The 25,565-nt window shown below is 65.7% G+C and carries 26 protein-coding genes; 9 read left to right on the top strand and 17 right to left on the bottom strand.

The annotated features are described in order from the left end of the window. Window positions 1-54 precede the first annotated feature (54 nt). On the top strand, window positions 55-1,506 hold the full coding sequence (locus DCG74_RS10840; RefSeq protein WP_172784996.1) for a glutamate synthase subunit beta: 1,452 nt from the start codon (window positions 55-57) through the stop codon (window positions 1,504-1,506). A 201-nt stretch (window positions 1,507-1,707) separates the two neighbouring features. On the opposite strand, the gene DCG74_RS10835 is transcribed toward DCG74_RS10840, so the two are convergent. Then, on the bottom strand, window positions 1,708-3,450 hold the full coding sequence (locus tag DCG74_RS10835) for an outer membrane beta-barrel protein (protein ID WP_172784997.1): 1,743 nt from the start codon (window positions 3,448-3,450) through the stop codon (window positions 1,708-1,710). A 191-nt stretch (window positions 3,451-3,641) separates the two neighbouring features. On the opposite strand from DCG74_RS10835, the gene DCG74_RS10830 reads away from it, so the two are divergent. Beyond that, entirely contained in the window at window positions 3,642-4,649 is a 1,008-nt protein-coding gene (locus tag DCG74_RS10830) for an SIS domain-containing protein (RefSeq protein WP_172784998.1), read from the top strand. Window positions 4,650-4,765: 116 nt separating this feature from the next. Here DCG74_RS10830 and DCG74_RS10825 read toward each other — a convergent pair whose 3' ends face one another. Then, entirely contained in the window at window positions 4,766-5,317 is a 552-nt protein-coding gene (locus DCG74_RS10825; RefSeq protein WP_172784999.1) for a carboxymuconolactone decarboxylase family protein, read from the bottom strand. 71 nt (window positions 5,318-5,388) lie between these two features. Here DCG74_RS10825 and DCG74_RS10820 point away from each other — a divergent pair, with 71 nt between their 5' ends. Continuing rightward, window positions 5,389-5,727: a helix-turn-helix domain-containing protein gene (locus DCG74_RS10820; RefSeq protein WP_172785000.1), complete on the top strand. Its 339-nt coding sequence runs from the start codon at window positions 5,389-5,391 to the stop codon at window positions 5,725-5,727. Between the two features lie 117 nt (window positions 5,728-5,844). On the opposite strand, the gene DCG74_RS10815 is transcribed toward DCG74_RS10820, so the two are convergent. From DCG74_RS10815 to hemH, 4 genes are all read right to left on the bottom strand, one after another. Next, window positions 5,845-6,288 carry an NfeD family protein gene (locus DCG74_RS10815; RefSeq protein ID WP_172785001.1) on the bottom strand — a complete coding sequence of 148 codons (444 nt, stop codon included), beginning with the start codon at window positions 6,286-6,288 and terminating at the stop codon, window positions 5,845-5,847. 25 nt (window positions 6,289-6,313) lie between these two features. Next, window positions 6,314-7,312 carry an SPFH domain-containing protein gene (locus tag DCG74_RS10810; protein WP_172785002.1) on the bottom strand — a complete coding sequence of 333 codons (999 nt, stop codon included), beginning with the start codon at window positions 7,310-7,312 and terminating at the stop codon, window positions 6,314-6,316. A gap of 229 nt (window positions 7,313-7,541) precedes the next feature. Continuing rightward, window positions 7,542-8,519, bottom strand: coding sequence for an ABC transporter substrate-binding protein (locus DCG74_RS10805; RefSeq protein ID WP_172785003.1), 978 nt, complete (start codon window positions 8,517-8,519; stop codon window positions 7,542-7,544). Window positions 8,520-8,529: 10 nt separating this feature from the next. Further along, window positions 8,530-9,567, bottom strand: coding sequence for a ferrochelatase (gene hemH / locus DCG74_RS10800; RefSeq protein ID WP_172785004.1), 1,038 nt, complete (start codon window positions 9,565-9,567; stop codon window positions 8,530-8,532). A gap of 80 nt (window positions 9,568-9,647) precedes the next feature. On the opposite strand from hemH, the gene DCG74_RS10795 reads away from it, so the two are divergent. Then, window positions 9,648-10,046, top strand: a complete 399-nt coding sequence (locus DCG74_RS10795; RefSeq protein WP_172785005.1) for an MAPEG family protein — start codon at window positions 9,648-9,650, stop codon at window positions 10,044-10,046. 7 nt (window positions 10,047-10,053) lie between these two features. Here the strand turns inward: DCG74_RS10795 and DCG74_RS10790 are convergent, their stop codons facing one another. From DCG74_RS10790 to DCG74_RS10775, 4 genes are all read right to left on the bottom strand, one after another. Then, a complete protein-coding gene (locus tag DCG74_RS10790; RefSeq protein ID WP_172785006.1) occupies window positions 10,054-10,491 on the bottom strand; it encodes a thioesterase family protein in 438 nt (145 codons plus the stop codon). A 171-nt stretch (window positions 10,492-10,662) separates the two neighbouring features. Then, window positions 10,663-11,790 (bottom strand): nickel/cobalt transporter, encoded by a 1,128-nt coding sequence (locus DCG74_RS10785; RefSeq protein ID WP_172785007.1) that lies wholly within the window; start codon window positions 11,788-11,790, stop codon window positions 10,663-10,665. Beyond that, window positions 11,787-12,425: a DUF1007 family protein gene (locus DCG74_RS10780; RefSeq protein ID WP_172785008.1), complete on the bottom strand. Its 639-nt coding sequence runs from the start codon at window positions 12,423-12,425 to the stop codon at window positions 11,787-11,789. The genes DCG74_RS10785 and DCG74_RS10780 overlap by 4 nt, the downstream gene beginning before the upstream one ends. Continuing rightward, window positions 12,425-14,506, bottom strand: coding sequence for a M3 family metallopeptidase (locus tag DCG74_RS10775; RefSeq protein WP_172785009.1), 2,082 nt, complete (start codon window positions 14,504-14,506; stop codon window positions 12,425-12,427). The genes DCG74_RS10780 and DCG74_RS10775 overlap by 1 nt, the downstream gene beginning before the upstream one ends. A 136-nt stretch (window positions 14,507-14,642) precedes the next feature. Between DCG74_RS10775 and DCG74_RS10770 the strand changes: the two genes are divergently transcribed. The 5 genes from DCG74_RS10770 (at window position 14,643) to DCG74_RS10750 (ending at window position 19,507) form a co-directional block, all read left to right on the top strand. Then, window positions 14,643-14,897, top strand: a complete 255-nt coding sequence (locus tag DCG74_RS10770; RefSeq protein ID WP_172785010.1) for a hypothetical protein — start codon at window positions 14,643-14,645, stop codon at window positions 14,895-14,897. Between the two features lie 688 nt (window positions 14,898-15,585). Then, window positions 15,586-16,728 (top strand): type III PLP-dependent enzyme, encoded by a 1,143-nt coding sequence (locus DCG74_RS10765; protein WP_172785011.1) that lies wholly within the window; start codon window positions 15,586-15,588, stop codon window positions 16,726-16,728. A 134-nt stretch (window positions 16,729-16,862) separates the two neighbouring features. Further along, window positions 16,863-17,450 carry a GNAT family N-acetyltransferase gene (locus DCG74_RS10760; protein WP_172785012.1) on the top strand — a complete coding sequence of 196 codons (588 nt, stop codon included), beginning with the start codon at window positions 16,863-16,865 and terminating at the stop codon, window positions 17,448-17,450. 146 nt (window positions 17,451-17,596) lie between these two features. Further along, a complete protein-coding gene (locus DCG74_RS10755; RefSeq protein WP_172785229.1) occupies window positions 17,597-17,986 on the top strand; it encodes a RidA family protein in 390 nt (129 codons plus the stop codon). A 78-nt stretch (window positions 17,987-18,064) separates the two neighbouring features. After that, a complete protein-coding gene (locus tag DCG74_RS10750) occupies window positions 18,065-19,507 on the top strand; it encodes a homospermidine synthase (protein WP_172785013.1) in 1,443 nt (480 codons plus the stop codon). Window positions 19,508-19,658: 151 nt separating this feature from the next. Here the strand turns inward: DCG74_RS10750 and DCG74_RS10745 are convergent, their stop codons facing one another. The 7 genes from DCG74_RS10745 to DCG74_RS10715 form a co-directional block, all read right to left on the bottom strand. Beyond that, window positions 19,659-19,997, bottom strand: a complete 339-nt coding sequence (locus DCG74_RS10745) for a hypothetical protein (RefSeq protein ID WP_172785014.1) — start codon at window positions 19,995-19,997, stop codon at window positions 19,659-19,661. A 94-nt stretch (window positions 19,998-20,091) separates the two neighbouring features. After that, entirely contained in the window at window positions 20,092-20,808 is a 717-nt protein-coding gene (locus DCG74_RS10740; protein WP_172785015.1) for an MgtC/SapB family protein, read from the bottom strand. A 132-nt stretch (window positions 20,809-20,940) separates the two neighbouring features. Further along, complete coding sequence (locus tag DCG74_RS10735) at window positions 20,941-21,960, bottom strand: WD40 repeat domain-containing protein (protein WP_172785230.1); 1,020 nt, start codon at window positions 21,958-21,960, stop codon at window positions 20,941-20,943. Next, entirely contained in the window at window positions 21,960-23,009 is a 1,050-nt protein-coding gene (locus DCG74_RS10730) for a GTP-binding protein (protein ID WP_172785016.1), read from the bottom strand. Before DCG74_RS10730 ends, DCG74_RS10735 begins: the two co-directional genes overlap by 1 nt. 56 nt (window positions 23,010-23,065) lie before the next feature. Next, on the bottom strand, window positions 23,066-23,929 hold the full coding sequence (locus DCG74_RS10725) for a metal ABC transporter substrate-binding protein (protein WP_172785017.1): 864 nt from the start codon (window positions 23,927-23,929) through the stop codon (window positions 23,066-23,068). A gap of 2 nt (window positions 23,930-23,931) precedes the next feature. Further along, complete coding sequence (locus tag DCG74_RS10720; protein WP_172785018.1) at window positions 23,932-24,801, bottom strand: metal ABC transporter permease; 870 nt, start codon at window positions 24,799-24,801, stop codon at window positions 23,932-23,934. A 6-nt stretch (window positions 24,802-24,807) separates the two neighbouring features. Beyond that, window positions 24,808-25,563 (bottom strand): metal ABC transporter ATP-binding protein, encoded by a 756-nt coding sequence (locus DCG74_RS10715; protein ID WP_172785019.1) that lies wholly within the window; start codon window positions 25,561-25,563, stop codon window positions 24,808-24,810. Between the last annotated feature and the right edge of the window lie 2 nt (window positions 25,564-25,565).

Here is a 25,565-nt window from a genome sequence, read left to right as displayed (position 1 = left end):
AATGACGACGAGAAAGAAACGGAACGAACTTAAGCGGCAGGGACTTCGGGTTTAATGGGCAAGATCACGGGTTTTCTGGAAATCGAACGGCACGACCGCAAGTACAGCCCGGTCGCCGAGCGCGTGAAGCATTACAAGGAATTCGTCGTTCCGCTCTCCGAGAAGGAGGTGCGCGACCAGGCCGCGCGCTGCATGAACTGCGGCATTCCCTATTGCCACGGCACCGGCTCGGTCGCGCCGGGCACGCCGGGCTGCCCGGTCAACAACCAGATTCCCGACTGGAACGATCTCGTCTACCAGGGCAATTGGGAAGAGGCCTCGCGCAACCTGCACTCGACCAACAATTTCCCGGAGTTCACGGGCCGCATTTGTCCGGCGCCGTGCGAAGCCTCCTGCACGCTCAACATCGACGACAACCCCGTCACCATCAAGACCATCGAATGCGCGATCGTCGACCGCGCCTGGGACAATGGCTGGCTGAAGCCTGAAGTGGCCGCGGAGAAGACCGGCAAGAAGGTCGCGGTGATCGGCTCGGGTCCGGCCGGCATGGCGTGCGCGCAGCAGCTGGCGCGCGCCGGCCACGACGTCCACCTCTACGAGAAGTACGCCAAGGCCGGCGGCCTGCTGCGCTACGGCATCCCCGACTTCAAGATGGAGAAGGGTGTCATCGACCGCCGCGTCAAGCAGATGGAAGCCGAAGGCGTCACCTTCCATTACAACAGCCATGTCGGCGCTGAAGGCAATGTCGATCCGCGCGAGCTGCTCAACGAGTACGACGCGGTCGCGCTGACCGGCGGCGCGGAGGCTCCGCGCGACCTGCCGATCCCCGGCCGCGAGCTCGCCGGCATCCACTACGCCATGGACTTCCTGCCGCAGCAGAACCGCCGCGTCTCCGAGGAGCCGCTCGGCGGCGTCCAGGAGATTTTGGCGGGCGGCAGGCACGTCGTCGTCATCGGCGGCGGCGACACCGGTTCGGACTGCATCGGCACCTCGCTGCGCCAGGGCGCGCTCTCGGTGACCCAGCTCGAGATCATGCCCGCTCCCCCTGAGCGCGAGAACAAGGGCCTGACCTGGCCGAACTGGCCGCTGAAGATGCGGACGTCCTCAAGCCAGGCCGAAGGAGCGGTGCGCGAATACGCCGTGCTGACCCAGAAATTCTCGGGCGAGAACGGCGAGGTCAAGAAGCTGCACTGCGTGCGCGTCGACGACAAGTTCAAGCCGGTCGCCGGCACCGAGTTCGAGCTCGACGCCGAGCTCGTCCTGCTCGCAATGGGCTTCGTCCACCCCGTGCACGAGGGCCTCTTGAAGCTGCTCGCGGTCGACCTCGACCCGCGCGGCAACGTCAAGGCCAACACGCTGGACTACCAGACCTCGCGCCCCAACGTGTTCACCGCCGGCGACATGCGCCGCGGCCAGTCGCTGGTGGTCTGGGCGATCCGCGAGGGCCGGCTGTGCGCGCGGTCGATCGATACGTTTTTGATGGGGAAGACGGATCTGCCGCGCTGAGCTTTTGCTCCGCCGTTAGATCAGCAAACGGTGTCATCGCCCGGCTTGACCGGGCGATCCAGTATTCCAGAGACAGTTGTAGTTGAATCGATAGGCCGCGGCGTACTGGATGCCCCGGTCAAGCCGGGGCATGACAGCGGAGTAGGTGGCGAGAGCGGCCCACACCGGCGCCGATGCGGTCAAGCAGGCCTTGCCACTCCGCTAATTCTGCAACCTCACCCCCAGCATCACCACCGTCCCCTGCGAGCTCGATCCCGGCTGGTTCGAATCCAGGATGTCGTGGCGCAGCGTGCCCCTCACCCAGATGTTGCGGTTGAGCTTGTAGATCAGGCTGCTTTCGAGCGAGTAGGTCTTGTCGTTGCGGTTCTGGCCCTGGTAGTCGAGCGTGCCGTAGGTGAACTTGCCGACCGCGGTGAGCCAGCGGCGGAAGTCGTGGTCGACTTCGGCTGAGTAAGTGCGCACCAAGACGCCGGAGGAGCCGGGGACCGTGGTCTCCGAGATCTGCGTGTCGGTGAAGAACTTCACCGTGGTGAGGCCGCTCGCGCTCCAGATCAGGGAGCCCGTGGTGAGGAAGCCCGAGAGCTGGCTGAGGCGCGGGTCGGTGTAGCTGCGCGCGGAATAGCCGACCGAGATCTCGCCGGTGAGGATGCGCGAGAACTCGAACGACGAGCCGACCTTGGCATAGCCGCCGTTCGAATCGCGCAGATAGCCGTTGCGGTCGGCGGCCTGGTCGTGGACGCGCCTGTCGCCCTGGACCTCGACGAAGGGTTTCAGGCCGGGCTTGAGGTCGTAGGAGAAGCGGCCGACGCCGCCGTACTGGTTGAAGTTGCGGTCGTCGTTGCTGAAGGTCGAACCGTCAGTGAGCTTGGAATCGGTGTAGGCGGTGCGATCGATGGTGGCACCGGCGGCGACCTGGAAGCGGTTGAAGGTCTGGTCGAAGCCGAGCGTCGTGCCGTAAGCAGCGTAGACAGGATATTTCTGCAGGCCGGCCTGCACGTTGGGGCTGCCGGGATTGTCGGTGGCGAGCCGCAGGCGCAGCTGCGAGGTCAGCTTGAAATCGCGGGTGACGTCGAGCCGGCCGTCGACATGGCCGTTGAAATCGGGACGGTTGGCCTCAACCGGCGACGGCGAGGCGAAGCCGTTGATCGTCGCCGGCATGTCGTTGGTGTAGCCCGAGAACGAGCCGCGCAGATCGGCGACCAGCGCGTGGCGCTCCCAATCGGACACCACGAGCAGATCGGGCGCGACCACATAGGCGGGCGAGCCGACCGGCTTGTTGAGGCGCGTCGGATTGCTGTCGTAGCCGGCGGAGAGCTCGAGCCCGCCCTTGATCAGGAAGCTGCCGGCATAATCGCCGACCGCGCCGAACGGATCGTCATCGGCCCTGAGACGGCGGCGCAGCGGCTGGCCGGGCGCGTTGCCCGCCATCGCTGCCGGCACCGGCACCTTGTGCGCGGTCTCGGACGGCGGCGGCGCGATGCGCGGTGGGCCGAGCGTCGTGACCGGCGTTGTTGCGGGTGGCGGCGGCGAACCGGGACCGGCGCGCTTCGGCTTCGGCTGGCCCGGATAGAGCTTGGGCTGCTGCCGCTTGCGGTTGAGCGAATCGTAGCCGGAGCCGCTCGCGCCGGTGGCAGCGGGCAGGCCATAGGTCGGGACCTGACCGACACGCGAGCTCGCCGGCGTCTGCGGGCGCTGACGCGGGTCGGCATTGGGATCGGGCAGTTTCGGCAACGCGTCGGAGGGCGCCTGCAGAACGCCGGCGGTGCGGCGGGTCGGCAGTGTATCGGGCGAGGCGAAGCCGCCGCGGTTGGGATTGAACAGGTCGGGCGTCAGGCTCTGGGCGGCCGCCGGGCCGCTTGCGAGGGTGGTCAGCGCGAGGCACGGCAAAGCGGCGCGCAGGAAAAGCGCGACAGTGCTCCGGCCCCTGCCTGGAGACGACCCCACGATGGAATTACCCCAACGAAATCAAATACTTTCTCGATCATCCCCGCCGGCCGGCCGGAACCATCGTTAATGGAGTTAAAACAATTATGGTTAATGACCCGTTGAGGGCGCTCGGGCGCTCGTCGCCTCGCTGATCGGGGCGTGCTAAGCAGGCGCCAATGGGCGAACGCCCCTCCTCCCTGGACCACACCATGCCGAGCTCGAAACCGCTGATGACCCAATCATCCGGCACCATTCCTGACAGCGTCGAATCCGCGCTCCGCACCCTGGAGACGGAGAGCGGCGGCATCAACGCGCTCGCCGCCGCGCTGCGCGGCCCGCTGGGCGAGCCCTTCGCCAAGGCGGTCGAGCTGATCCGCAACGCCAAGGGCCGCGTCATCGTCACCGGCCTCGGCAAGTCGGGCCATATGGGCCGCAAGATCGCGGCGACCCTGGCCTCGACCGGCACGCCCGCCTTCTTCGTGCACGCCGCCGAAGCCGGTCATGGCGACCTCGGCATGATCACGTCCGACGACGTCATCATGGCGCTGTCCTGGTCCGGCGAGCAGCCGGAGATGAAGAACCTCGTGAACTATTCGGCGCGCTTCGCGATCCCCATGATCGCGGTGACTTCGAACGCTTCGTCGTCGCTCGGCCAGGCCGCCGATCTCGTCATCGAGCTGCCGAAGGCGCGCGAGGCCTGCCCGCACAATCTGGCGCCGACCACGTCGACGCTGATGCAGGCCGCGATCGGCGACGCGCTAGCGATCGCGCTGCTCGAGGGACGCGGCTTCACGGCGCTGGAATTCGCGCATTTCCACCCGGGCGGCAAGCTCGGCGCGATGTTGAAATTCGTCCGCGACTACATGCGCACCGGCGCGGAGATTCCGCTCAAGCCACTCGGCACCGAGATGTCGGAAGCCGTGGTCGAGATGTCGGCCAAGGGGCTCGGCTGCGTCTGCATCGTCAACGATGCGGGCGAGGCCGTCGGCATCATCACCGACGGCGATCTGCGCCGCCACATGCGGCCCGATCTTTTGACGGTGACCGTCGACGAGATCATGACCAAGCAGCCCAAGTCCGTTCCGCCCTCGATGCTCGCGACCGAGATGATCGAGGTGCTGAACACGCGCAAGATCACCACGCTGCTGGTGACGGAAGCGAACAAGGTGGTGGGGATCGTGCACCTGCACGATCTGCTGCGCGCGGGCGTGGCGTAGGGTTTGCGCCCTCTCACCTCGTCATTGCGAGCGCAGCGAAGCAATCCAGACTGCCTCCGCGGAGACAGTCTGGATTGCTTCGTCGCAAGGGCTCCTCGCAATGACGGTGGAGAGACCTACGCCGGAAACCGCGCCGCGTTCTCCTCCAGCGGCAAGCGCAGCCCGTTCGCCAGATACGACACCGTGCGATAGAAGCCGCACAACAGCATGATCTCCAGGATCTGCGCCTCGTCGTAATGCGCGGAGAGCGCCGCGAACTCCTCGTCCGTAAGTGTCGCGCGATGATGCAGCGCGTCCACGGCTGCGATCAGCGCCCGCTCGGCCGGCGACCAGCAGGCCGACGCCGCATCACCCAGCACCGTCGCATGCACCTCCTCCGCGGTGAGCTTCGCCGGCCCTGCAAAGATCGCGACATGCACGCCCCATTCGTATTCGCATCCGTTCAGCGCACAGGTGCGGTCGATGACGATCTCGCGCTGGCGCAGCGAGAGCGGCCCCGGATCAAGCAGCCCGCCGGCGCGAAACTTGTCCCAGGGCCGGCCATGGCCCGCCATCACCCGGAACAGCACCAGCGGCGGCGCACCGCGCATGATGCGGTCGAACTGCGCCTGGATTTCCGGGGGATAAGGCGGCGAGAGCGGGGCGATGCGCGGTGAGGCCTGGGACATGAGCGATTTCCATTGCTACATTTATCGTAGCAATACGCTACATTATTTGTAGCACAACGCAAGAGGCGACGATGGCGAAACAGGCCGGCTCGACGACACGCAGCGTCCGCGGCTCGCGCACCGGGCGGCCGATCATGGCTTTGCTCGACCTGCTCGGCCGCCGCTGGGCCTTGCGGATCCTGTGGGAGTTGCGCGAAGAGCCCCTCACCTCGCGCGCCCTGCGCAGCGCCTGCGACGAGGCCTCGCCCACGGTGCTGCAGGCACGGCTGACCGAGCTGCGCGAGGCGGGCTTCGTAGAGCTGGGTGCCGGTGGAGGTTACGGACTGACGCCGCTGGGCCGGGAGTTGTGCGAGACGTTCATGCCGCTGCACAGGTTTGCGGAGAAATGGCGCAACAAGAACGGCGCCTAAGTCCGGCGACGCCGTCTCAACAAACTCGTCATTGCGAGCGAAGCGAAGCAATCCAGACTGCCGCCGCGGAAAGATTCTGGATTGCTTCGTCGCAAGGGCTCCTCGCAATGACGGCGGTTAAGCCGCCGCCACGGTCAGATTCGCGCCGTCGACCTGCACCACTTTCACCCGCGTGCCGGCGGGCGTATCCGGCCCTGCGACACGCCAGACGGTGTCGCCGATCCGCACCGTGCCCGAACCGTCGATGATCGGCTTCTCCAGCGTGAACTCACGGCCGAGCAAGGCTTCGGTGCGCTTGTTGAGGAACGGGCTGGCGCTCGCATCCGGCTTCGGCTTGGCGAGGTGGCGCCAGACCGGCACGGCAGCGGCGGCAAAGATCGCGAACATCACGAGCTGGATCTGCCAGGAGATGGCAGCCGCGAACGAGATCAGGCCGACCAGCAGCGCAGCCAGCCCGAGCCAGAACAGGAAGATGCCCGGCGCCAGCACCTCCAGCGCCATCAGGATGAAGCCGAAAATCAGCCAATTCCAGTTGCCGAGCGATACGAACATGTCGGTCATGACACGACCTCTGTAAAATACCCCGTTACTGCGGCGGCACTGCGGGCGGGGTCGGGCCCGACGACGGGACCGATCCGCCGCGGCGCGCGGCAGCGGCTGCGGATGCGGCACTCTCGCCGAACGTCGCCTTGGCGATCTCGCCGATACCGGCGAGCGAGCCAAGCATGCTCACGGCTTCCACCGGCAGCATGATGATCTTCTGGTTCGGTGCGTCGGCGAACTGGCCGAACGCCTTGATATATTTGTCGGCGATGAAATAGTTCAACGCGGCGACGTCGCCCTTGGAGATGGCTTCCGACACCACTTGAGTCGCCTTGGCTTCGGCCTCGGCGAGACGCTCGCGCGCCTCGGCGTCGCGGAAGGCGGCCTCGCGGCGGCCTTCGGCCTGGAGGATCTGGCCCTGCTTGGCGCCCTCGGCGCGCAGGATCTCGGACTGGCGCTGGCCTTCGGCGGCGAGAATGTCGGCGCGCTTGACGCGCTCGGCCTTCATCTGCCGACCCATGGCTTCGACGAGGTCAGCGGGCGGCACGATGTCCTTGATCTCGATGCGGTTGACCTTGACGCCCCAGGGCGAGACCGCGGCATCGACCACGCGGAGCAGGCGCTCGTTGATCTCATCGCGGTGCGACAGCACCTGGTCGAGGTCCATCGAGCCCATCACCGAGCGAATGTTGGTCATTGTGAGCACCGTGATCGCCTGGTTCAGGTTGGCGACCTCGTAGCTCGCCTTGGCGGCATCGAACACCTGGAAGAAGGCGACGCCGTCCACCGTCACGGTGGCGTTGTCCTTGGTGATCACCTCCTGCTCGGGAATGTCGATCACCTGCTCCATCATGTTGATCTTGCGCCCGACGCGATCGAAATAGGGCACGATCAGATTGAGCCCGGGGCTCAGCGTCTGGGTGTATTTGCCGAACCGCTCGATGGTCCAGTCATAGCCCTGCGGCACCGTCTTCACGCCGGCGACCAGCGTGACGATGACGAGCAACACCAGAACGATCGCGAAAATGTCGAAGCCGCTCATTTCTCCTCCAAGGCGGGCAAGACGCCGGGAAAGCCCTTTCCCGCGCTGTCATTGGTCGGGATCACGATCCTACCGGTTCAGCGGTCGCAAGTAACGTCGGTACCGGCGCAATTCCACACAAGACGCACAGCAAGAGAACGGTCACGATATGTATTTGCGACAGGTTCTTGAAAGAGCGCGGGCGCAGACCTAGCGGCGAACGTTAGGACCTGCGCCGTCACGACGGGCTCTATTCGATGACGTCGTTCGCGATTGCGAGCAGGCCCGGGGCAAGCGTGACGCCAAGCGCCTTGGCCGTCTTCAGGTTGACCGCAAGCTCGAACTTGGTGGGATTTTGCACCGGGAGATCGGCCGGCCGTGCGCCCTTCAGGATCCGATCGATGTAGCCCGCAGCGCGGCGGAGCTGCTCGGCGCTGTCGGTGCTGTAGGACATCAGCCCACCTTCGTCGACGAAGGTGCGGCTCCAGAACACCGCGGGCACGCGCGCCTGTGCAACGGCGGCCAGAAGCTGCGCGCGGTTGGCCATGGTGAAGAAATCCGGCAGGACCAGCAGCCCATCGGCCTTGCGCGAGGCCAGCGCCGCGATCGAGGCCGTGTCATGTACCGGCGCGGGCTCGATCGTCATATGAAGCGCGCGGCCGGCGTCCTCGATGGTGCGCAGCATCAGGGGCGCGAACGGCGCGGTGGCGGGATTGTAGACGATCGCAACGCGAGACACCTTTGGCGTGACCTGCGTCAGCATCTCCAGCCATTTGCCGGCGAGCGGACCGTCGTAGTCGGTAAAGCCGGTGAGGTTGCCGCCGGGATGCGCGAGGTTTTCGACAAAGCCCTGGCTGACGGGATCGGTGACGACGGCGAACACGATCGGGATCGTCGTGGTGCGCCGGCGCAGCTCTTCGACCGAGGGTGTGCCGACCGCAAGCAGGATGTCGGGCTTGAGCGCGATCAGCTCGTCGGCGAGCTGCGCGATGCGGTCACGATTGCCGCCGCCGCTGCGCCAATCAACCTTGAGATTGTCGCGCTCCTTCCAGCCCTGGCCGGCGAGCGCTTCGACCAGGACCATGCTGCGCGTCCGGCCGATCGCATCATCGGCAGCCGTGACCGAGAGCACGCCGAGCCGCCGTATCGCGTTCGGCTGCTGCGCCAGGGTCGGGCCCGGCAGCGCTGTGAGCATTCCAAGAAGCGCCAGGCACCGGCGGCGGTTCATGGGACACCCATCAGATCCAGCCCTGAAGCTCGCGCAGCACCAGGGTGCGGATCACGTCCATGCCCGGTCCGCTGTCGTTGAGGCAGGGGATCGCGGAAAACTGCTCGCCGCCATTGTGCTTGAAGATCTCGGCGTTCTCCTGCGCGATCTCCTCCAGCGTCTCCAGGCAGTCGGCGGAAAAGCCCGGCGTCACCACCGCGATGCGGCGCACGCCTTCCTTGGCGAGCCGCTCCATGGTCTTGTCAGTATAGGGCTGCAGCCACTCGTCGTTGCCGAAGCGCGACTGGAAGGTCAGCAGCAGCTTCGTCTCGTCCATGCCGAGCCGGCGGCGCAGCGCCTCGGTCGTCGCGATGCAGTGCTGCTGATAGGGATCGCCCTTGTCGACATAGGCTTTCGGCATGCCGTGGAATGACGCCACGATCAGCTCCGGCTTGAACGACAGCGTCGCCAGATGCCCCTCGATCGAGACGGCGAGCGCCTCGATATAGGCTTCGTCCACGTAATAGGGCGGCGTGATCCGCAGCGTCGGCTGGTTGCGCAGCTGCGCGAGCACCCGGAACACTTCGTCGCAGACCGTCGCCGAGGTCGAGGCCGAATATTGCGGATAGAGGGGGACGGCCAGGATGCGCTCGCAGCCTTTCGCGATCAGCGCGTCGATGCCCGACTTGATCGACGGATTGCCGTAGCGCATCGCCCAATCGACAACGACGTTGTCGCGGTCGGACAAGGCGGCTGCGAGCTTGTCGCGTTGCGACCGCGTGATGGTTTTCAGCGGCGACTCGTTCCGATCATTGTTCCAGATCTTCTGGTAGTCGAGCGCCTTGGTACGGGGACGGCTGCGCAGGATGATCCCGTTCAGCACCAGCTTCCAGATCAGGCCCTGGTCCTCGATGACGCGGGCGTCGCTGAGGAACTCCTTGAGGTAGACCCGCACGCCGGGGGCATCGGCCGTATCAGGCGTTCCGAGATTGATCAGGAGCACGCCGACCCTCGGCAGGGCGGATCGGGTGGCCGGTTTCGCAGTCTCGAGGGGGACGACGCTGTTCATGGCTGGTTGGGTCGCGCGTTGGTCCGAACTTGTCAAGATGAGCCGGGGTTCGCTAGGGTCGCACCCAAGGGGGAGGGACGATGACGCTCGCGGAATGGTGTGTCTTCGGGGCGCTGCTGCTCTATCTGTCTACGATCGCCTCGGTCAAATGGATCAGGTTTCGCCGCTTCGACAATTCCCGGCCGCGCGATCCCGCCTTCTACGAGGACGCCCTCTCGCAACGCGCGCTCGGCGCGCACCAGAACGGCATCGAGACGTTTCCGTTCTTCGCGTTCGCGGTGCTGCTCGCCGAATACAGGGAATCGCCGCAGCGGCTGATCGACGAGCTCGCGGCGCTGTTCCTGATCGTCCGGATCGCCTATGTGCTGACCTATCTCGGCAATCGCCCGACGCTGCGCTCGATCCTCTGGAGCATCGGCTTTGCGATCAATCTCGGGATCTTCTTCATGCCGGCGTTGAAGCGGTTTCTGCCAGTGTGAGGCGGCTTCACGTCGAGAGGTGCCGCTCGCGCGTCGCGATCAGCGCCCGCATCGATGCGGGGATCGTGACCGGACGATGGGTCTTCTGGTCCGTGTAGACCCACACGATCTCGCCGGTCACCAGCGCGTCGGCGCCACCCTTCCGGAAGATGGCGAGCTCGAAGACGAGGCTCGAATTGCCGATCCGCGCCACGCGCGAGCCGACGTCGAGCTCCCAGTCGAACCGCACCGGCGCCTTGTACTCGATCAGCGATTTGACGACGTGGAAATCGATGCCGCTCGTCTGCGCATCCGCATATTGGTCAAAGCCCAGCGCACGGAAATATTCGGTGATGGTGGTATCGAAATAGGTCAAATAATGCGCGTTGAAGACGACGCCCTGGCCGTCGATCTCGGAATAGCGCACCCGGAACGGATGGAAGAACCAGAATTGCTCGCGCGACATGGAGTCTCCCGACCAAGATATTTCAGGCTCGTCATGGCGAGGAGCCCTTGCGACGAAGCAATCCAGATTGCCGCCGCGGAGACATTCTGGATTGCTTCGCTGCGCTCGCAATGACGGAGCTGGCGCTCGACCGTCTTTGCCCAATTAGCGCCGAGAAGTGCAGATGCACCCTCAAAAACACGTGGTCCGTTCGGCGGCGATGTAGCCGAACAGGAGGCCGACGCCGAACAGCAGGACCAGGCCCGCGGCGCCGAACTCGATGCCGCGCATGAACAGCGCGCCACCGCCGTCGCGGCCGGCGCTGAGACGGGCGGCGATGTCCTTGGCGGAGACGGCGATAACAGCGATGGCCGCCACCGTGATCGCGGTGCCCAATCCCATCAGGAAGGTGGCGGCGATGCCGGCCCAGAACAGGCCCTGGGCGAGCGCGAACACCAGGACCAGGATCGCGCCCGAGCAGGGGCGGATGCCGACGGTCAGGATCGCCGCGAGGCCGCGCCGCCAGCCGCCGGGGCCGGCGAGTTCGCTCGGGGTGGGGCCGTGGGAATGCCCGCAGTGCTCGTCATGGACGTGATCGTGCCCGTGATGGACATGGGCATGGGGATGGGCATGGGCATGACCGTCGTGATGATGATCGTGCTCATGATGGTCATGCGCATCGTGATGATGGTGATGGCCGTGACCATGGTCGTGCGGCACGCCCGCCATCACCGGCACCGGTTGGGCGGCCTGAAGTGCGCGGATGAACGCGCCGCCCTTGACCCAGACCAGGCGCAGGCCGAACAGCGCGATCAGGGCGTAGCTCCCGATCTCGATCACGCCTTCCGCCTTGCACATGGTCTTGGCCGTCGCATTCAGCACCCAGGCCGAAATGCCGACGATGAGGATCGCGACCAGCGACTGCATCAGGGCCGAGGCAAAGGACAGCGCGATCCCGCGCCGCGCCGTCTCGCGGTTGGCGACCAGATAGGAGGCGATCACCGCCTTGCCATGGCCGGGACCGGCGGCATGGAAGATGCCGTAGGCGAACGAGATGAAGAGCAGCGTCCACACCGCCGAGCCGTCGGATTTTGCGGCACGGATGGTCACCGACATCTGGCGATAGAATTCCGACTGTTTTGCCAAGAGCCAGCCGATGACCCCGCTGGCCTCGGGCTCGGGTGCTTGCGCCGGCTTCGGCGCGCCGAACGGATTTTGCGCGAGGACATCATGAAGCGCGGCATCGGCCACACCGACGACGAGAAGAACTGCGCTGCAGGCGAGCAGCCCGCGCGCGAGCGGGGAGAGCTTTGGCTTCAAGGGCAATCCACCGTGATCTTGTTGGCGAACATCATGCCGAAATTCGAGTTCTCGCCGTTCAGGAAGGTCTGCTCGTTCAGCTTCTGGGCGCTCGCGGTGCCGTCGTTCGGCCGCTCCAGCTTCATCTGGCAGCCCGCGGGCGCACCGACCAGCTTGACCGGACTGTCCTTGGCCATCTGGAAGTCGATGAAGAAGGAGCGGTCGAACACTTCGAGCACCAGCTGCCTGGGCTTGACCGGGTTCTTCAGCGGCAAGGTGAAGTGCAGGGTCAGCACCGTGTCCTTGTAGTCGAGGAAATAGTCGACCGGCTCCTGGAATCGCTCCTTCTTGCCGTCGGCTCGCGCAAAGGTGAAGTAGGCGTATTCCTTCAGCGACTCGACATTGGTCTGCGCCAGCGGCTTGAGCTCCTCGCGCGTGTAGGCGCCCTTGGTCTTGCTCTCGAGCCCCTGCACGGCATAGGCCGAGAACATGTCGTCGAAGGTCCAGGCGTGGCGCACGCCGGTGATGCTGCCGTCAGCGGCATAGAGCAATTCGCTGGTCGCGGTGATCCAAACATGTGGATGCGCATTTGCTGCCCCCGCCGCGAGCGTCATCGCGGCGGCGAACAGCATTCCGAACAGGGCCCGCATGCTCATCAGGCCGCCCTGGCGTCGTCGAGCAGGCCGCGGCGGCGGAGCAGCGCATCCGGCTCCGGCGGACGGCCGCGGAACGCCTCGTAGGCGGCTTCCGGATCGACCGACCCGCCCGACGAATAGATGTCGTCGTGCAGACGCTTGGCCACGGCAGGATCGAAGATGTCCCCGGCCTCCTCGAACGCGCCGAAGGCGTCGGCGTCCATCACCTCCGACCACATGTAGCTGTAATAGCCGGCAGCGTAGTGGTCGCCGGTGAAGATGTGGCCGAACTGCGTCGGACGGTGACGCAGCGCGATCTCCTCGGGCATGCCGATCTTCTCCAGCTCGCGTCTTTCGAAGGCGCGGACATCCTCCGCGGCGGCTGCCGGCTGGGTGTGGAATTCCAGGTCCACCAGCGCCGACGAGACGAACTCGACCGTGGCAAAGCCCTGGTTGAATTTCCGCGCGGCGAGGAAGCGTTGCAGCAGGTCGTCCGGCAGCGGCTCGCCGGTCTGGTAGTGGCGGGCGAACTTCTGCAGCACCTCGGGCCGCTCCTGCCAGTGCTCGTAGAGCTGCGAGGGCAGCTCGACGAAATCGGTGAACACCGAGGTGCCCGACAGCGAGGGATAGGTCACGTTGGAGAGCATGCCGTGCAGGCCGTGGCCGAACTCGTGGAACAGGGTGCGGGCATCGTCGGGCGACAACAGCGACGGCTCGCCGCCCGCGCCCTTGGCGAAATTGCAGATGTTGAGAACCAGCGGCGCGACGTCGCCGTCGAGCTTCTGCTGGTCGCGCAGCGAGGTCATCCAGGCGCCGGAGCGCTTCGATGGCCGGGCGAAGTAGTCGCCATAGAACAGCGCCTTGTGCTTGCCGTCCGGCCCCTTCATCTCCCAGACCCGGACGTCCGGGTGCCAGACCGGAATGTCCTTGCGCTCCTCGAAGGTGACGCCGAACAGGCGCGTGGCACAGTCGAAGGCGGCGGCGATCATGTTGTCGAGGCCGAGATACGGCTTGATCGCGGAATCGTCGAAATTGGCGCGCTGCAGACGGAGCTTCTCGGCGTAGAAGCGCCAGTCCCAGGGGGCGAGCCTGAAATTGCCGCCCTCTTCCGTGATCAGCGCCTGCATCTCGTCGCGGTCGGCAAGCGCGCGGGCCCGGGCCGGCTTCCAGACCCGCTCCAACAGGTTGCGCACCGCGTCCGGCGTCTTGGCCATGGAATCCTCGAGCCGGTAGGCGGCGTAGGTCGGATAGCCCAGGAGCCTGGCGCTCTCCTCGCGCAGCTTCAGGATCTCGACAATGGTCGCGTTGTTGTCATTGGCGTTGCCGTTGTCGCCGCGCGCGATGAAGGCCTTGTAGACCTTCTCGCGGAGGTCACGCCGGGCGGAGCTCTTCAGGAACGTCTCGACCGAGGAGCGCGAGAGCGTGACGATGGCCTTGCCCGCCATGCCGCGCTCTTCCGCCGCAGCCTTGGCGGCGGCGACAAAGCTCTCCGGCAGGCCCTGGCGATCGGTCTCCCCGAGCTCCATGAACCAGTCCTGCTCGTCGCCGAGCAGATGATGGCTGAAGCCGGTGCCGAGCTGGGCCAGCCGCTCGTTGATCTCGGCCATCCGGGTCTTGGCCTCCTCGGAGAGGCCGGCGCCGGCGCGGTGGAAGCGGGTGTAGGTGCGCTCCAAGAGGCGGAGCTGCTCGGGCGTGAGACCGAGACCCGCGCGGTTCTCGTGCAGATGGGCGATGCGGCCGAACAGCACGGCGTTCATCATGATCGGATTCCAGTGCCGCGCCATCCGCAAGGAGACCTCCTTGTCGATCTCCAGGATGGCCGGGTTGGAATGCGCCGAGACGAGGTCGTAGAAGACCGCCGCGACCTTGCTCAAGAGCTTGCCCGAGCGCTCCAGCGCCGTGATGGTGTTGGCGAAGTCGGGCGCCGCGGGATCGTTGGTGATCGCCGCAATCTCGGCGGAATGGTCGGCGAAGGCCTGCTCGAAGGCCGGCAGGAAATGCTCCGGCTTGATCTCGTCGAAAGGCGGGGTCGCGAACGGCGTCACCCAGGCCTTCAGCAGCGGATTGGTCTCGGGGTCCGTAAATTGGCGGGGTTCTGACATCACAAGTCCCGGATTTCGTGGCTCTATTGCTGCGGCCAGCTATAGCACGCGTGGGGCTTTTTTGGGCCGTTTGCCCTTGCTCCCGGCCGCCTTTTCGGGGAGATTGCGGCCCTCGAAGCCAGGACCCTCTGAAACCATGAACGCGCCTTCCTCATCGTCCCGCCGGATCGTCTGGCCCAGCGTCATCACCGTCATCAGCGCCGCCATCCTGATCGGCGCGGAGGTGTTCGGCGCGGCCTTTGCGGGCGGCTGGGCGCTCGCGATCCTGTTCGGGCTCGGCGACCAGGGCGCCCATATCCTGCAGGCCGTGCTGTTCGCACTCGGCGTGCTCGTGATGACCGCCTTCATCCGCGGCGCTCAGCGCATCGAGCCCTTCACCAAGCGCGGCTGACGCGTCTCGCGCGTGGGCAACACGCGCAGCGCAGCGAAAACTTAACGCGCGTTCATCTCCCGCGTCGCTCGCGCAACAGCGCGCAAGCAGATGTTAGGCAATTCTGTCCGCAGCCTAAAAAAATTCTTGCGAAGCAGAGTCAAAACGCTTATGTGCGGACTTGCCCAATTTCGCACGTGCCTGTGGTCGTGTGTCAGTCGGTAGGTATCCGGACAAGAGGCCGGACAGCCGCCAAGGGGTGAAGAAGCCGAGGGGCTCTTCGGAAGTGCGGAAGTCGGAAGACCGAGGTCGCAAGACCAGAAAGTCGGAAGACGAAGCAAACCCGGAGCGCCCAGCATCTCTCTCAAAGAGATGCCATGTCGAAGGTGACTTCGCTCTTTGCAACCGTGACTGGCAGCCGGAGGCGAACCGGCGCACCCCGCTCTCAACGGGGGACGCGACTTAAAGCAACGACGGATCGGGCTTTTTTGGTCTCTACCGGCATTCCAACGCCGGCGCGGGCTACTGAAAAGGCTTGTCCTTCATTGCCAGGTGAGCGGGCGGGAAACTCTCCCAACCAATCCACGGCAGCACAGTCTGGTTTGAGTTTTTTGGCCTCGACGCGCCTCCATCGCGCGATGCGGCCGAAGCACTCTCATCAGACGTCATGTTGATACGGCTCCCGTCGCTGGGGCCGTTGGAGAGTGCCATGACCGAACGTATCCAGGAATTCCTGCGCAACCGCCGCAACGAAGGCCTCGACATCGAGCCGTGCCTCGTCGTCGACCTCGAGGTCGTGCGCGACAATTACCAGAGCTTCGCCAAGGCGCTGCCCGACAGCCGCGTGTTCTATGCCGTCAAGGCGAACCCGGCGCCGGAAGTGCTGTCCCTGCTCGCCTCCATGGGCTCCTGCTTCGACACCGCCACGGTCGCCGAGATCGAGATGGCGCTGGCCGCGGGTGCGACGCCCGACCGCGTCTCCTTCGGCAACACGATCAAGAAGGAGCGCGACATCGCGCGCGCCTTCGCGCTCGGCATTCGGCTGTTCGCGGTCGATTGCGCCGCCGAGGTCGAGAAGGTCGCCCGTGCCGCCCCCGGAGCGAAGGTGTTCTGCCGCATCCTCTATGACTGCGCCGGCGCCGAGTGGCCGCTGTCGCGCAAGTTCGGCTGCGACCCGGAAATGGCGGTCGAGGTGCTCGACCTCGCCAAGCGCCTGGGCCTGGAGCCGTGCGGCATCTCCTTCCATGTCGGCTCGCAGCAGCGCAAGGTGAAGGCGTGGGACCGTGCGCTGGCGATGGCCTCGCAAGTGTTCCGCGACTGCGCCGAGCGCGGCATCAACCTGTCCATGGTCAACATGGGCGGCGGCTTCCCGACCAAGTACCTGAAGGACGTGCCGCCGGTCGTGACCTACGGCCGCTCGATCTTCCGCGCGCTGCGCAAGCACTTCGGCAACCAGATCCCGGAGACCATCATCGAGCCGGGCCGCGGCATGGTGGGCAACGCCGGCATCATCGAATCCGAGGTCGTGCTCATCTCGAAGAAGAGCGACGAGGACGAGGTGCGCTGGGTGTACCTGGACATCGGCAAGTTCGGCGGTCTCGCCGAGACCATGGACGAGTCGATCCGTTACGCCATCCGCACCCGTCATGACGGTGCGGACATGACGCCGTGCGTGCTCGCGGGTCCGACCTGCGACAGCGCCGACGTGCTGTACGAGAAGAACCCGTATCCGCTTCCCGTCACGCTCGAGATCGGCGACAAGGTGCTGATCGAAGGCACCGGGGCCTATACGTCGACCTACTCGTCGGTGGCGTTCAACGGCATCCCGCCGCTGAAGACGTATCACATCTGATCCGCCTCTTGGTTCTAGAGGCCTGACGAACCCGGGAGCCGGTCCGCCGGCTCCTCATCCACCATTTAGATTTCTGACGACGTCTTGGACAGGCGTGCTGCGCGCACGCCGGTTCAAGCGGGGACTGACGTGCCATGACTGCTCCTCGGAAGCCGCAAGTTGCCCTCACCTCGAAAGCCGCTCCGTTCGTGATCCGCGCGGAACGTGCTACCGACGTCGCGACGCGCGAAACGCTGCTCGATGCCTGCTTTGGCGAGACCCGCCATGGCCGCACCTGCCAGCGCCTGCGCGACGGACGCGCGCCCGCTGCAGGCCTTGCCCTGTCGGCGATGCGCGAGGGCAAGCTCGTGGGAACCGTGCGGCTGTGGCATGTCAGCGCCGGAGGCAGGCCCGCTCTGGTCCTCGGACCGCTGGCGGTCGACCCTGCCTGCCGCGAGCTCGGGATCGGCGCCGCGCTGATGCATCAAGCGCTGGCCGCCGCCCGGGCGCGCGGGCATGACGCCGTGATCCTGCTCGGCGATGCCCCCTATTACGCCCGGTTCGGCTTCTCGACCGAGAAGACCGCGGAGCTGTCGCTGCCCGGCCCGTTCGAGCGCGACCGCCTGCTGGCGATCGAGTTCACCGATGGTGCGCTCGATGGCGCCGCCGGGATGATTGTCCCGACCGGCGCGGCCCTGCCCAAACGGAGGTCGGTTCGCGCGCCTGAGGCGCACGCGGCCTGAGGGATCGCTCCTGTAGCGACGACCTAGGCCGCATCGAGCGGCAACGCCCTGCCGCGCCTGCGCGAGGCCCTTCCTTTGGGGTTGCGCAGGCCCCCGAAACGCCCTTTAAACCCCGCGAAACACCCCTTCAGTCGAGGCCCATGACCATGTCCCGTCGCCTGATCTCCACCGGCTCCCCGCTCGAGAAGACCGTCGGCTACAGCCGTGCCGTGATCGACGGCGAGTTCGCCTTCGTCGCGGGAACCACCGGCTATGACTACACCACGATGACGATGCCATCAGATGTCACGAGCCAGTCACGCAACTGCTTCAAGACCATCGCCGCCGCACTGACGGAGGGCGGCTTCGAGATGGCCGATATCGTCCGTGCGACCTACTACGTGACCGACGCCAGCTACATCGACGCCCACTTCGCCGTCTGCGGCGAGGTCCTCGCCGACATCAGGCCGGCGGCGACGTTGCTGGTCGTCAGCGCCCTCGCCAGGCCCGAGATGAAGGTCGAGATCGAAGTCACCGCCAAGCGCCGCGGCACCTAAAAAGCGCCGCAGCATCTGACAAGCGCCGCAGCGCCTGATCCATCCCTCACTGCCAGCACTTTCCGGAGAACCCATCCCATGAGCCCTCCCTCGCAGATCTACGCGAAGATCACCGGCCCCATCGTCATGGTCGGATTCGGCTCCATCGGCAAAGGCACGCTGCCGTTGATCGAGCGGCATCTCGACTACGACAAGTCGCGCATCACCGTGCTCGATCCCAAGGACGAGGGCCGCAAGGCACTTTGCGAGAAGCACAATGTCCGCTTCATCCAGAAGGGCCTGACCAGGGACAATTACCGCGAGGTGTTGACCCCGCTGCTCACCGAGGGCGGCGGCCAGGGCTTTTGCGTCAATCTCTCGGTCGATACCGGCTCGACCGACATCATGGAGCTCTGCAACGAGCTCGGCGCGCTCTACATCGACACCGTCAACGAGCCCTGGCTCGGGTTCTATTTCGATCCCTCGAAGGGCCCGGAAGCGCGCTCCAACTACGCGCTGCGCGAAACGACGCTGGCCGCCAAGAAGGCCCGTCCAGCCGGCTCGACCACGGCCGTCTCCTGCTGCGGCGCCAATCCGGGCATGGTCTCCTTCTTCGTCAAGCAGGCGCTGCTCAATGTCGCCGCCGATCTGAAGCTCAATGCCCCCAGGCCGAAGACCAAGGGCGAATGGGCGGATTTGATGCGGCAGGCCGGCATCAAGGGCATCCACATCGCCGAGCGCGACACCCAGCGCTCGAAGAAGCCGAAGGAGCCTGACGTCTTCGTCAACACCTGGTCGGTGGAAGGCTTCCTGTCGGAAGGCATGCAGCCATCCGAGCTCGGCTGGGGCACCCATGAGAAATGGATGCCCGAGAATGCGCACACCCATGAAGCCGGCTGCGGCGCCGCCATCTACCTGATGCAGCCCGGCGCCAACACGCGCGTGCGCACCTGGTGCCCGACCCGCGGCGCCCAGTATGGCTTCCTGGTCACCCACAACGAGTCGATCTCGATCGCCGATTATTTCACCGTGCGCGATGCGTCGGGCAAGGCGATCTACCGGCCGACCTGCCACTATGCCTATCATCCGGCTGACGATGCCGTGCTGTCGCTGCATGAAATGTTCGGCCGGGCCGGGAAGATGCAGGAGAAGCACCACATCCTCGACGAGAACGAGATCGTCGACGGCATCGACGAGCTCGGCGTGCTGCTGTTCGGCCATGACAAGAATGCCTATTGGTTCGGCTCGCAGCTCTCCATCGAAGAGACGCGCGAGCTCGCGCCCTACCAGAACGCCACCGGCCTGCAGGTGACCTCCGCCGTGCTCGGCGGCATGGCCTGGGCGCTGGAGAACCCCAATGAAGGCATCGTCGAAGCCGACGAGATGGATTTCGAGCGCCTGCTCGAAATTCAGCTGCCCTATCTCGGCCCGGTGAAGGGTTTTTATACCGACTGGACTCCGCTGACGGATCGTCCCGGACTGTTCCCGGAAGATATCGACAGCAGCGACCCCTGGCAGTTCCGGAATATTCTGGTGCGGTAAGGGGGCAAGCGCTCGACTGTCATGCCCCGGCTTGACCGGGGCATCCAGTACGCCGCGGCTTCTCCGCATTCCATAGCTGTCTCTGGAATACTGGATCGCCCGGTCAAGCCGGGCGATGACACCGTCTCGGTATAGAGAGCTCGTTCCCCGCCTACTTCTTCTCAATCGGCGGCGCGATCTTCTCGGCCGGGGCCGGCGGCAGTGCTGGTTTGGCCGCGCCTGCCGCGCCCTGCGTCTGCGGCTCGGGCCGTGCCGGCTCAGGGGCCGGCGTGGTCGGCCGGTCGCCGCCGGGCTTCGCCTCCGCGGGCACTTTGCTCTGTTCGTCGGACGGGGTGCCCTGGAGCGGGGGCGTCGCCTGTGCCAGCTGCATCCGGCTTTCGGCGCGGATTTGCGCCAGCGACATCACCGACACCACAACGCCTGCTGCGAACAGCGCACCGGCGATTGTCAGGTTGAGCTTCAGTCTGTGCTTGTCATCTCGGCCGGGCATGTCGATCACCGCCTTTGTCCTGGGGATCAACGAGTTTGGGGCGCGCCGGTTCCGGAACCGAAGACGCGGGGAACCCACGCGCCAAAACGCCGCGCTACTCCGTTGTGCTGACTTGCCAGGTCGCATGCCGCACGCCTGGGAGATGCTGCAGATCGGTCGCGACCGCGTTCAGCTCGTTCGGGTCGACCGCGCTCGCAACCAGCCTGGCGGCGATCTCCAGAATGTCCTCGCTGATCTCGGCGACTTCGATATCGGCCACCGCATATTTCGCCGCCTCGAGCTTGTCGACGAGGCGGTCGCGCATGTCGGGCAATGCGTCGGCCGCCACCGCGAGCTTGAAATAGTAGGTCGCCTCCAGCGCCTTCTCATTCAGCGGGATGCGGTTGATGGCGTTGACCAGCGGGCGCAGCATGGTGTTGCCGGCGATGACGAACACGGTCAGCGCGGCCGCCTGCGCGACCATGTCGGCGCCGGCGCAGGAGCCGACCGCGGCCGAGGCCCATAGCGTCGCTGCCGTATTGAGGCCGCGCACGTCCATGCCCTGCTTCATGATGACACCGGCGCCGAGGAAGCCGATGCCGGAGACGACGTAGGAGATCACTCGCACCGCGCCGTCGGCGCCGGTCAGGTGCATGGCGAGATCGACGAAGGCGGCCGCTCCCACCGCAACCAGCACGTTGGTGCGCAGCCCCGCGGTGCGTTGGCGGTACTGCCGCTCGGCGCCGATCAAGGTGCCCAGCACGAAGGCCGTGGTCAGGCTGATCAGCGTGTCGGCGAAATCGGCAAGCTGGAAGGTCGTCAGAAAGCGCATGAATTGAGCTGCCGTAGCGTGGGCAAAGGCGCGCTCTTCGCGCGACGTGCCCACCACTTTTGCTTTGCGGAGAGAGATGTGGGCACGGCGCAAGAGCGCCTTTGCCCACCCTACGGCCTGAAGGATGACAGTTTAAAGCTCGAGCAGACCGCCGTCCCCATTTTCGTCGGCAAACGCCAGCAGCGTGCCTTTGGCGTTCCAGGCGAGCGCGGCCACGGGAGGCGTGCCGTTGCGACGGACCAGGATCTCCGCGCCGTCCTCCATGCGGACCATCAGCACGGTGCCGTCGCTATAGCCGGCGGCGAGGATGTCGTTCTTGGGATGACAGGCGACCACGGAGACGCGCGCCTGCAGCGGCGCGAGCATGGCAGGCTCCTTCCCCATCGGACCCTCCTTGCTGCCGAACGGCCAGATGATCACGGTGTCGGCGCCCGAGGTCGCGAGCCCCTTGCCGCCGGCGCTCCAGGACATCGAGCGGACGCGGCCGGGATAGCCGGTCATGCGCATGTGCCTGTTGTCGGCAAGCCGCCAGCCGTGCAGCGCCGGCTCGTGCATCGCTGTCACGAGAAACTTGTTGTCGGGGCTGAAGGTGACCGCGTGGTGCGAGCCGGCCCAGGGCAGGAATTCGGCCGATCCCGCCATGTTCGGAAACCACAGCGTCACGCCGTTGTAATGCGCGATTGCGACCCGCAGACCCTTCGGCGCGAAGGCAAGGCCGCCGACGGTCGAGGGCACGTCGAGCGACTTCTCCTCGGCCTTGCCGCTCTTGACGGTCGCGGTCTTGCCGGCGGACCAGGCGAAGGCGCCGTCGGCCTGCAGCGCCACCGCGTCGATCCAGCGCCGCTTGGGATCGGTGGCGAGCAGCGTCACCTCGCCCTTGGCGTCGAGCGAGACCACCTTGCCGTCGTCGCCGCCCATCACGATGCGCTTGCCGTCGGAGGCGGTCGAGAGAATGCCGCCGCCATGCACGGCGACCGTGGTGATCTCGCAATTGGCATCGACGAATGCGACGTTCTCCTCGCCGCCGACAAAGACGGCGCGATCCCTCAGGAAATGCACCGAGGTCACGGCCATGCCGAGCGCAACAGGCTTGACGCGGTCGGTGACGGAAACGATCGAAGCGGAATCGGGAGCCGGCGTAAACTCTTTCATCACGAGACGATGCAGCTCTCAAAGCCCTTGCGGATTGCCTCTTCGGGCAATTCGCGGCCGATGAAGACGAGGCGGCTCTCGCGCGGCTCGCCATCCTTCCACTTCCGCTGGTGGTTGCCCTCCAGCATCATGTGGACGCCCTGGAAGACGTAGCGGTCGTCGTCGTCGTGGAAGGCGAGGATGCCCTTGGAGCGCAGGATCTTGCCGCCCTCGACCTGCACCAGGTTCTGCAGCCAGGGCATGAACACGTTGGGATCGAGCGGCTTGTCGGTCTTCAGCGAGAGCGACTGCATGTCCTCGTCGTGATAGTGCTTCAGGCCGTGACCGTGATGATGGTGATGATGGTCGTGGTCGTGATGGTGGTGATGATCATGGTCGTGATCATGATCGTCGGCCTCGAGGAAATCCGGCTCGATGTCGAGGATGCGGTCGAGATCGAACGCACCGCGATCGAGCACGTCGGCCAGCGCCACCGAGCAGCGCTCGGTGCGGTGCAGCTTCGCATAGGGGTTGATGCCGCGGATGCGCGCCTCGACCTCGGCGAGCTCGCCCTTGTTGACGAGATCGGTCTTGTTCAGCACGATGACGTCGGCAAAAGCGATCTGGTTCTTCGCCTCGGGCGCGTCCTTGAGCCGGTCGGACAGCCATTTGGCGTCGGCGACCGTCACGACCGCATCGAGCCGCGCGTTCTTCTGCACGTCCTCGTCGACGAAGAAGGTCTGCGCGACCGGCGCCGGATCGGCAAGACCGGTGGTCTCGACGATGATGGCGTCGAACTTGCCCTTGCGCTTCATCAGGCCGTCCATGATGCGGACGAGGTCGCCGCGCACGGTGCAGCAGATGCAGCCGTTGTTCATCTCGAACACTTCCTCGTCGGCGCCGATGATGAGATCGTTGTCGATGCCGATCTCACCGAACTCGTTGACGATGACGGCGTATTTCTTGCCGTGGTTTTCGGACAGGATGCGGTTCAGCAGCGTGGTCTTGCCGGCTCCGAGATAGCCGGTCAGCACGGTCACGGGAATCTTCTGGGAGGTCGCTTCAGACATAACAACTCCGGACGTCAAGGCTTTTTCGCGCGACGCGAGGCGGGGTGGCCCCTGCCCTAATGGTCAAGCGCGCTGGTCAGGGCCTTTATATTGTGCCTGACCATGTCAATGTAAGTGGGTGCGGGCCCCTTTTCGCCGGTCAAACCGTCCGAAATCAGGGTCCCGCCGACCTTGGCACCGGTCTCGGCCGCGATCCGCCGGATCAGGCGATCGTCGGTGATATTTTCCAGGAACACAGCCGGGATTTTCTGGGCCTTGATCTGGCCGATGATGGCCGCAATGTCCCGCGCGCTGGGCTCGGTTTCCGTGGAGACGCCCAGGGGGGCGATGAACTGGATACCGTATTCGGCAGCGAAATAGCCGAAGGCGTCGTGGGTGGAGATCACCTTGCGACGATCGGCCGGGATTTTGGCAACGGCGTCGCGGACCTCGCGATCGAGCGTTTCGAGATTTTCCAGATAGGCCTTAGCCCGGGCGCGGAAGATCTCCGCGTCATCCGGGACGGCGGCGGCCAATGCATTGGCGATGTCGGTCACGTAGACCTTGGCATTGGGGACCGACTGCCAGGCATGAGGATCCGCGGCCGAGCCGAGTTTCAGCGGCGCAATGCCCGCGCTCGCGGTGACCACCTGCGCCTTGCTGCCTGCGGATTGCACGAGGCGCGGCAGCCAGCCCTCCAGGCCGAGCCCGTTGACGATGACGAGCTTCGCCGCCGCGACCCGCTTCGCATCGCTAGGAGCCGGCGCATAGACGTGGACGTCGCTGTCGGGCCCGACCAGCGTCGTCAGGTTGATGCGGTCACCACCGACATTGCGAACGAAATCGCCGAGGATCGAGAAGCTCGCAACGACGTTGAGCCGCTCCGCGGCCTCAAGCGGCGAGGCGATCAGCAACAGTGCACAAAGCAGGATGAGCCGCATCGTCATGCTTCCAGATGCCGGCCGGGAAATAGATGCCGGACGATGCCGCCGACGCGGCCGAACAGGACGGAGACGATGTAGAGCACCGTCGCCACCAGAATGATCGCGGGGCCTGAAGGCACGCGGGTCTGGAACGAAAGCACGAGGCCGGCATAGCCGGAGACGGCAGCGGCCACCACGGCGATGCAGATCATCGCGGTGAGATCGCGCGACCAGAACCTTGCGATGCCCGCGGGAAGGATCATCAGCCCCACCGCCAGCAGCGTGCCCAGCGCCTGAAAGCCGTTGACGAGGTTGATGACGACCAGCGCGAGGAAGGCGAGATGGGCCGGGCCGCCGGCCCGGCTCACGGTGCGCAGGAACAGGGGATCGACGCTCTCGATCACCAGCGGGCGGTAGATCACCGCGAGCACCAGCAGCGTCACCGTGGCGTTGAAGGCGACCACCAGCAGGGTCTGGTCGTCCATCGCGAGGATGTTGCCGAACAGCACGTGCAGCAAGTCGATATTGGTGCCCTTGATCGAGACGATGGTGACGCCGAGCGCCAGCGAAGCGAGATAGAAGGTCGCGAGCGAGGCGTCCTCCTTCAGCCCGGTCGAGCGTGCGACCACACCGGCGAGGATCGCGACGGCAAAGCCGGCGATCAGGCCGCCGGCCGTCATCGCGAACAGATTGAGGCCGGAGAGCAGGAAACCGACGGCCGCGCCGGGCAGGATCGCATGCGCCATGGCGTCGCCGACGAGGCTCATCCGGCGCAGCATCAGGAACACCCCGATCGGCGCGCCCGCCAGCGCCAGCGCGATCACGGCGGCCAGCGCCCGCCGCATGAACTCGAATTCGGTGAACGGACCGATCAGCGCGTCATAGAGCATCGGAGTTCAGGCCGCCCGCGAGCTGATATCATCGGCCGCGCAGGCCGCCGCGCTGTCGTCGAATGCCTCGCACATCCGCATCGCGACCAGCAGGTTTTCCGGCGTCAGCACCTCCGCCGTCGGTCCCCACGCGACCGGGCCGCGCGCCAGCACCAGTGTTTCGGCGAAATGGTTGCGCACCATCTCCATGTCGTGCAGCGCGGCGAGCACGGTGCGGCCCTCGCCGTGCCAGCGCTTCACCAGCGCAAGCAGGTCGGTGGTGGTCTTGCTGTCGATGGCGTTGAAGGGCTCATCCAACACGATCAGGCTGGCATCCTGGAGCAGCACCCGCGCGAACAGCACGCGCTGCATCTGGCCGCCGGAGAGCGTGCCGATCGGGCGGTTCTCGAACCCGCTGAGGCCAACGGCTCCGATTGCGCGGAGTATCTTGTCGCGCGCGGCCTTGCCGATGCCGCCGAACAGGCCCGTGCCACGCCACAGCCCGGTGCCGACGAAATCGAACACCGAAATCGGGAAGCTGCGGTCGATCTCCGCACTCTGCGGCAGATAGGCGATGTCCCTGCTGTCGAGCCCGCCGAGATGGATGCTGCCGTCGAGCGGCCTCAGGATGCCGACGATGCCGCGCAGCAGCGTCGACTTGCCGGCGCCGTTCGGACCGATCACCGCAACCAGCGCACCCGGCGCGACCTCGCCGCTGAGATGATGCACGGCGGGGTGCCGGTCGTAGCCGAGCGTGACATTGTGGAAATGCAGCGCTGCCATCC

The organism is Bradyrhizobium sp. WBAH42, from assembly GCF_024585265.1.
GTDB lineage: Bacteria > Pseudomonadota > Alphaproteobacteria > Rhizobiales > Xanthobacteraceae > Bradyrhizobium.
Note: the sequence above shows the minus strand (reverse complement) of the source record. Positions and strands in the feature narration are given on the sequence as shown.

What these genes read in the sequence shown, in the direction of transcription:
- DCG74_RS10840 (WP_172784996.1), top strand. Translation starts at nt 55, where the DNA reads ATGGGCAAGATCACGGGTTTTCTGGAAATCGAACGGCACGACCGCAAG.
- DCG74_RS10830 (WP_172784998.1), top strand. Translation starts at nt 3,642, where the DNA reads ATGCCGAGCTCGAAACCGCTGATGACCCAATCATCCGGCACCATTCCT.
- DCG74_RS10825 (WP_172784999.1), bottom strand. Translation starts at nt 5,317, where the DNA reads ATGTCCCAGGCCTCACCGCGCATCGCCCCGCTCTCGCCGCCTTATCCC.
- DCG74_RS10820 (WP_172785000.1), top strand. Translation starts at nt 5,389, where the DNA reads ATGGCGAAACAGGCCGGCTCGACGACACGCAGCGTCCGCGGCTCGCGC.
- DCG74_RS10815 (WP_172785001.1), bottom strand. Translation starts at nt 6,288, where the DNA reads ATGACCGACATGTTCGTATCGCTCGGCAACTGGAATTGGCTGATTTTC.
- DCG74_RS10810 (WP_172785002.1), bottom strand. Translation starts at nt 7,312, where the DNA reads ATGAGCGGCTTCGACATTTTCGCGATCGTTCTGGTGTTGCTCGTCATC.
- DCG74_RS10805 (WP_172785003.1), bottom strand. Translation starts at nt 8,519, where the DNA reads ATGAACCGCCGCCGGTGCCTGGCGCTTCTTGGAATGCTCACAGCGCTG.
- hemH (WP_172785004.1), bottom strand. Translation starts at nt 9,567, where the DNA reads ATGAACAGCGTCGTCCCCCTCGAGACTGCGAAACCGGCCACCCGATCC.
- DCG74_RS10795 (WP_172785005.1), top strand. Translation starts at nt 9,648, where the DNA reads ATGACGCTCGCGGAATGGTGTGTCTTCGGGGCGCTGCTGCTCTATCTG.
- DCG74_RS10790 (WP_172785006.1), bottom strand. Translation starts at nt 10,491, where the DNA reads ATGTCGCGCGAGCAATTCTGGTTCTTCCATCCGTTCCGGGTGCGCTAT.
- DCG74_RS10780 (WP_172785008.1), bottom strand. Translation starts at nt 12,425, where the DNA reads ATGAGCATGCGGGCCCTGTTCGGAATGCTGTTCGCCGCCGCGATGACG.
- DCG74_RS10775 (WP_172785009.1), bottom strand. Translation starts at nt 14,506, where the DNA reads ATGTCAGAACCCCGCCAATTTACGGACCCCGAGACCAATCCGCTGCTG.
- DCG74_RS10770 (WP_172785010.1), top strand. Translation starts at nt 14,643, where the DNA reads ATGAACGCGCCTTCCTCATCGTCCCGCCGGATCGTCTGGCCCAGCGTC.
- DCG74_RS10765 (WP_172785011.1), top strand. Translation starts at nt 15,586, where the DNA reads ATGACCGAACGTATCCAGGAATTCCTGCGCAACCGCCGCAACGAAGGC.
- DCG74_RS10760 (WP_172785012.1), top strand. Translation starts at nt 16,863, where the DNA reads ATGACTGCTCCTCGGAAGCCGCAAGTTGCCCTCACCTCGAAAGCCGCT.
- DCG74_RS10755 (WP_172785229.1), top strand. Translation starts at nt 17,597, where the DNA reads ATGTCCCGTCGCCTGATCTCCACCGGCTCCCCGCTCGAGAAGACCGTC.
- DCG74_RS10750 (WP_172785013.1), top strand. Translation starts at nt 18,065, where the DNA reads ATGAGCCCTCCCTCGCAGATCTACGCGAAGATCACCGGCCCCATCGTC.
- DCG74_RS10745 (WP_172785014.1), bottom strand. Translation starts at nt 19,997, where the DNA reads ATGCCCGGCCGAGATGACAAGCACAGACTGAAGCTCAACCTGACAATC.
- DCG74_RS10740 (WP_172785015.1), bottom strand. Translation starts at nt 20,808, where the DNA reads ATGCGCTTTCTGACGACCTTCCAGCTTGCCGATTTCGCCGACACGCTG.
- DCG74_RS10735 (WP_172785230.1), bottom strand. Translation starts at nt 21,960, where the DNA reads ATGAAAGAGTTTACGCCGGCTCCCGATTCCGCTTCGATCGTTTCCGTC.
- DCG74_RS10730 (WP_172785016.1), bottom strand. Translation starts at nt 23,009, where the DNA reads ATGTCTGAAGCGACCTCCCAGAAGATTCCCGTGACCGTGCTGACCGGC.
- DCG74_RS10725 (WP_172785017.1), bottom strand. Translation starts at nt 23,929, where the DNA reads ATGCGGCTCATCCTGCTTTGTGCACTGTTGCTGATCGCCTCGCCGCTT.
- DCG74_RS10720 (WP_172785018.1), bottom strand. Translation starts at nt 24,801, where the DNA reads ATGCTCTATGACGCGCTGATCGGTCCGTTCACCGAATTCGAGTTCATG.
- DCG74_RS10715 (WP_172785019.1), bottom strand. Translation starts at nt 25,563, where the DNA reads ATGGCAGCGCTGCATTTCCACAATGTCACGCTCGGCTACGACCGGCAC.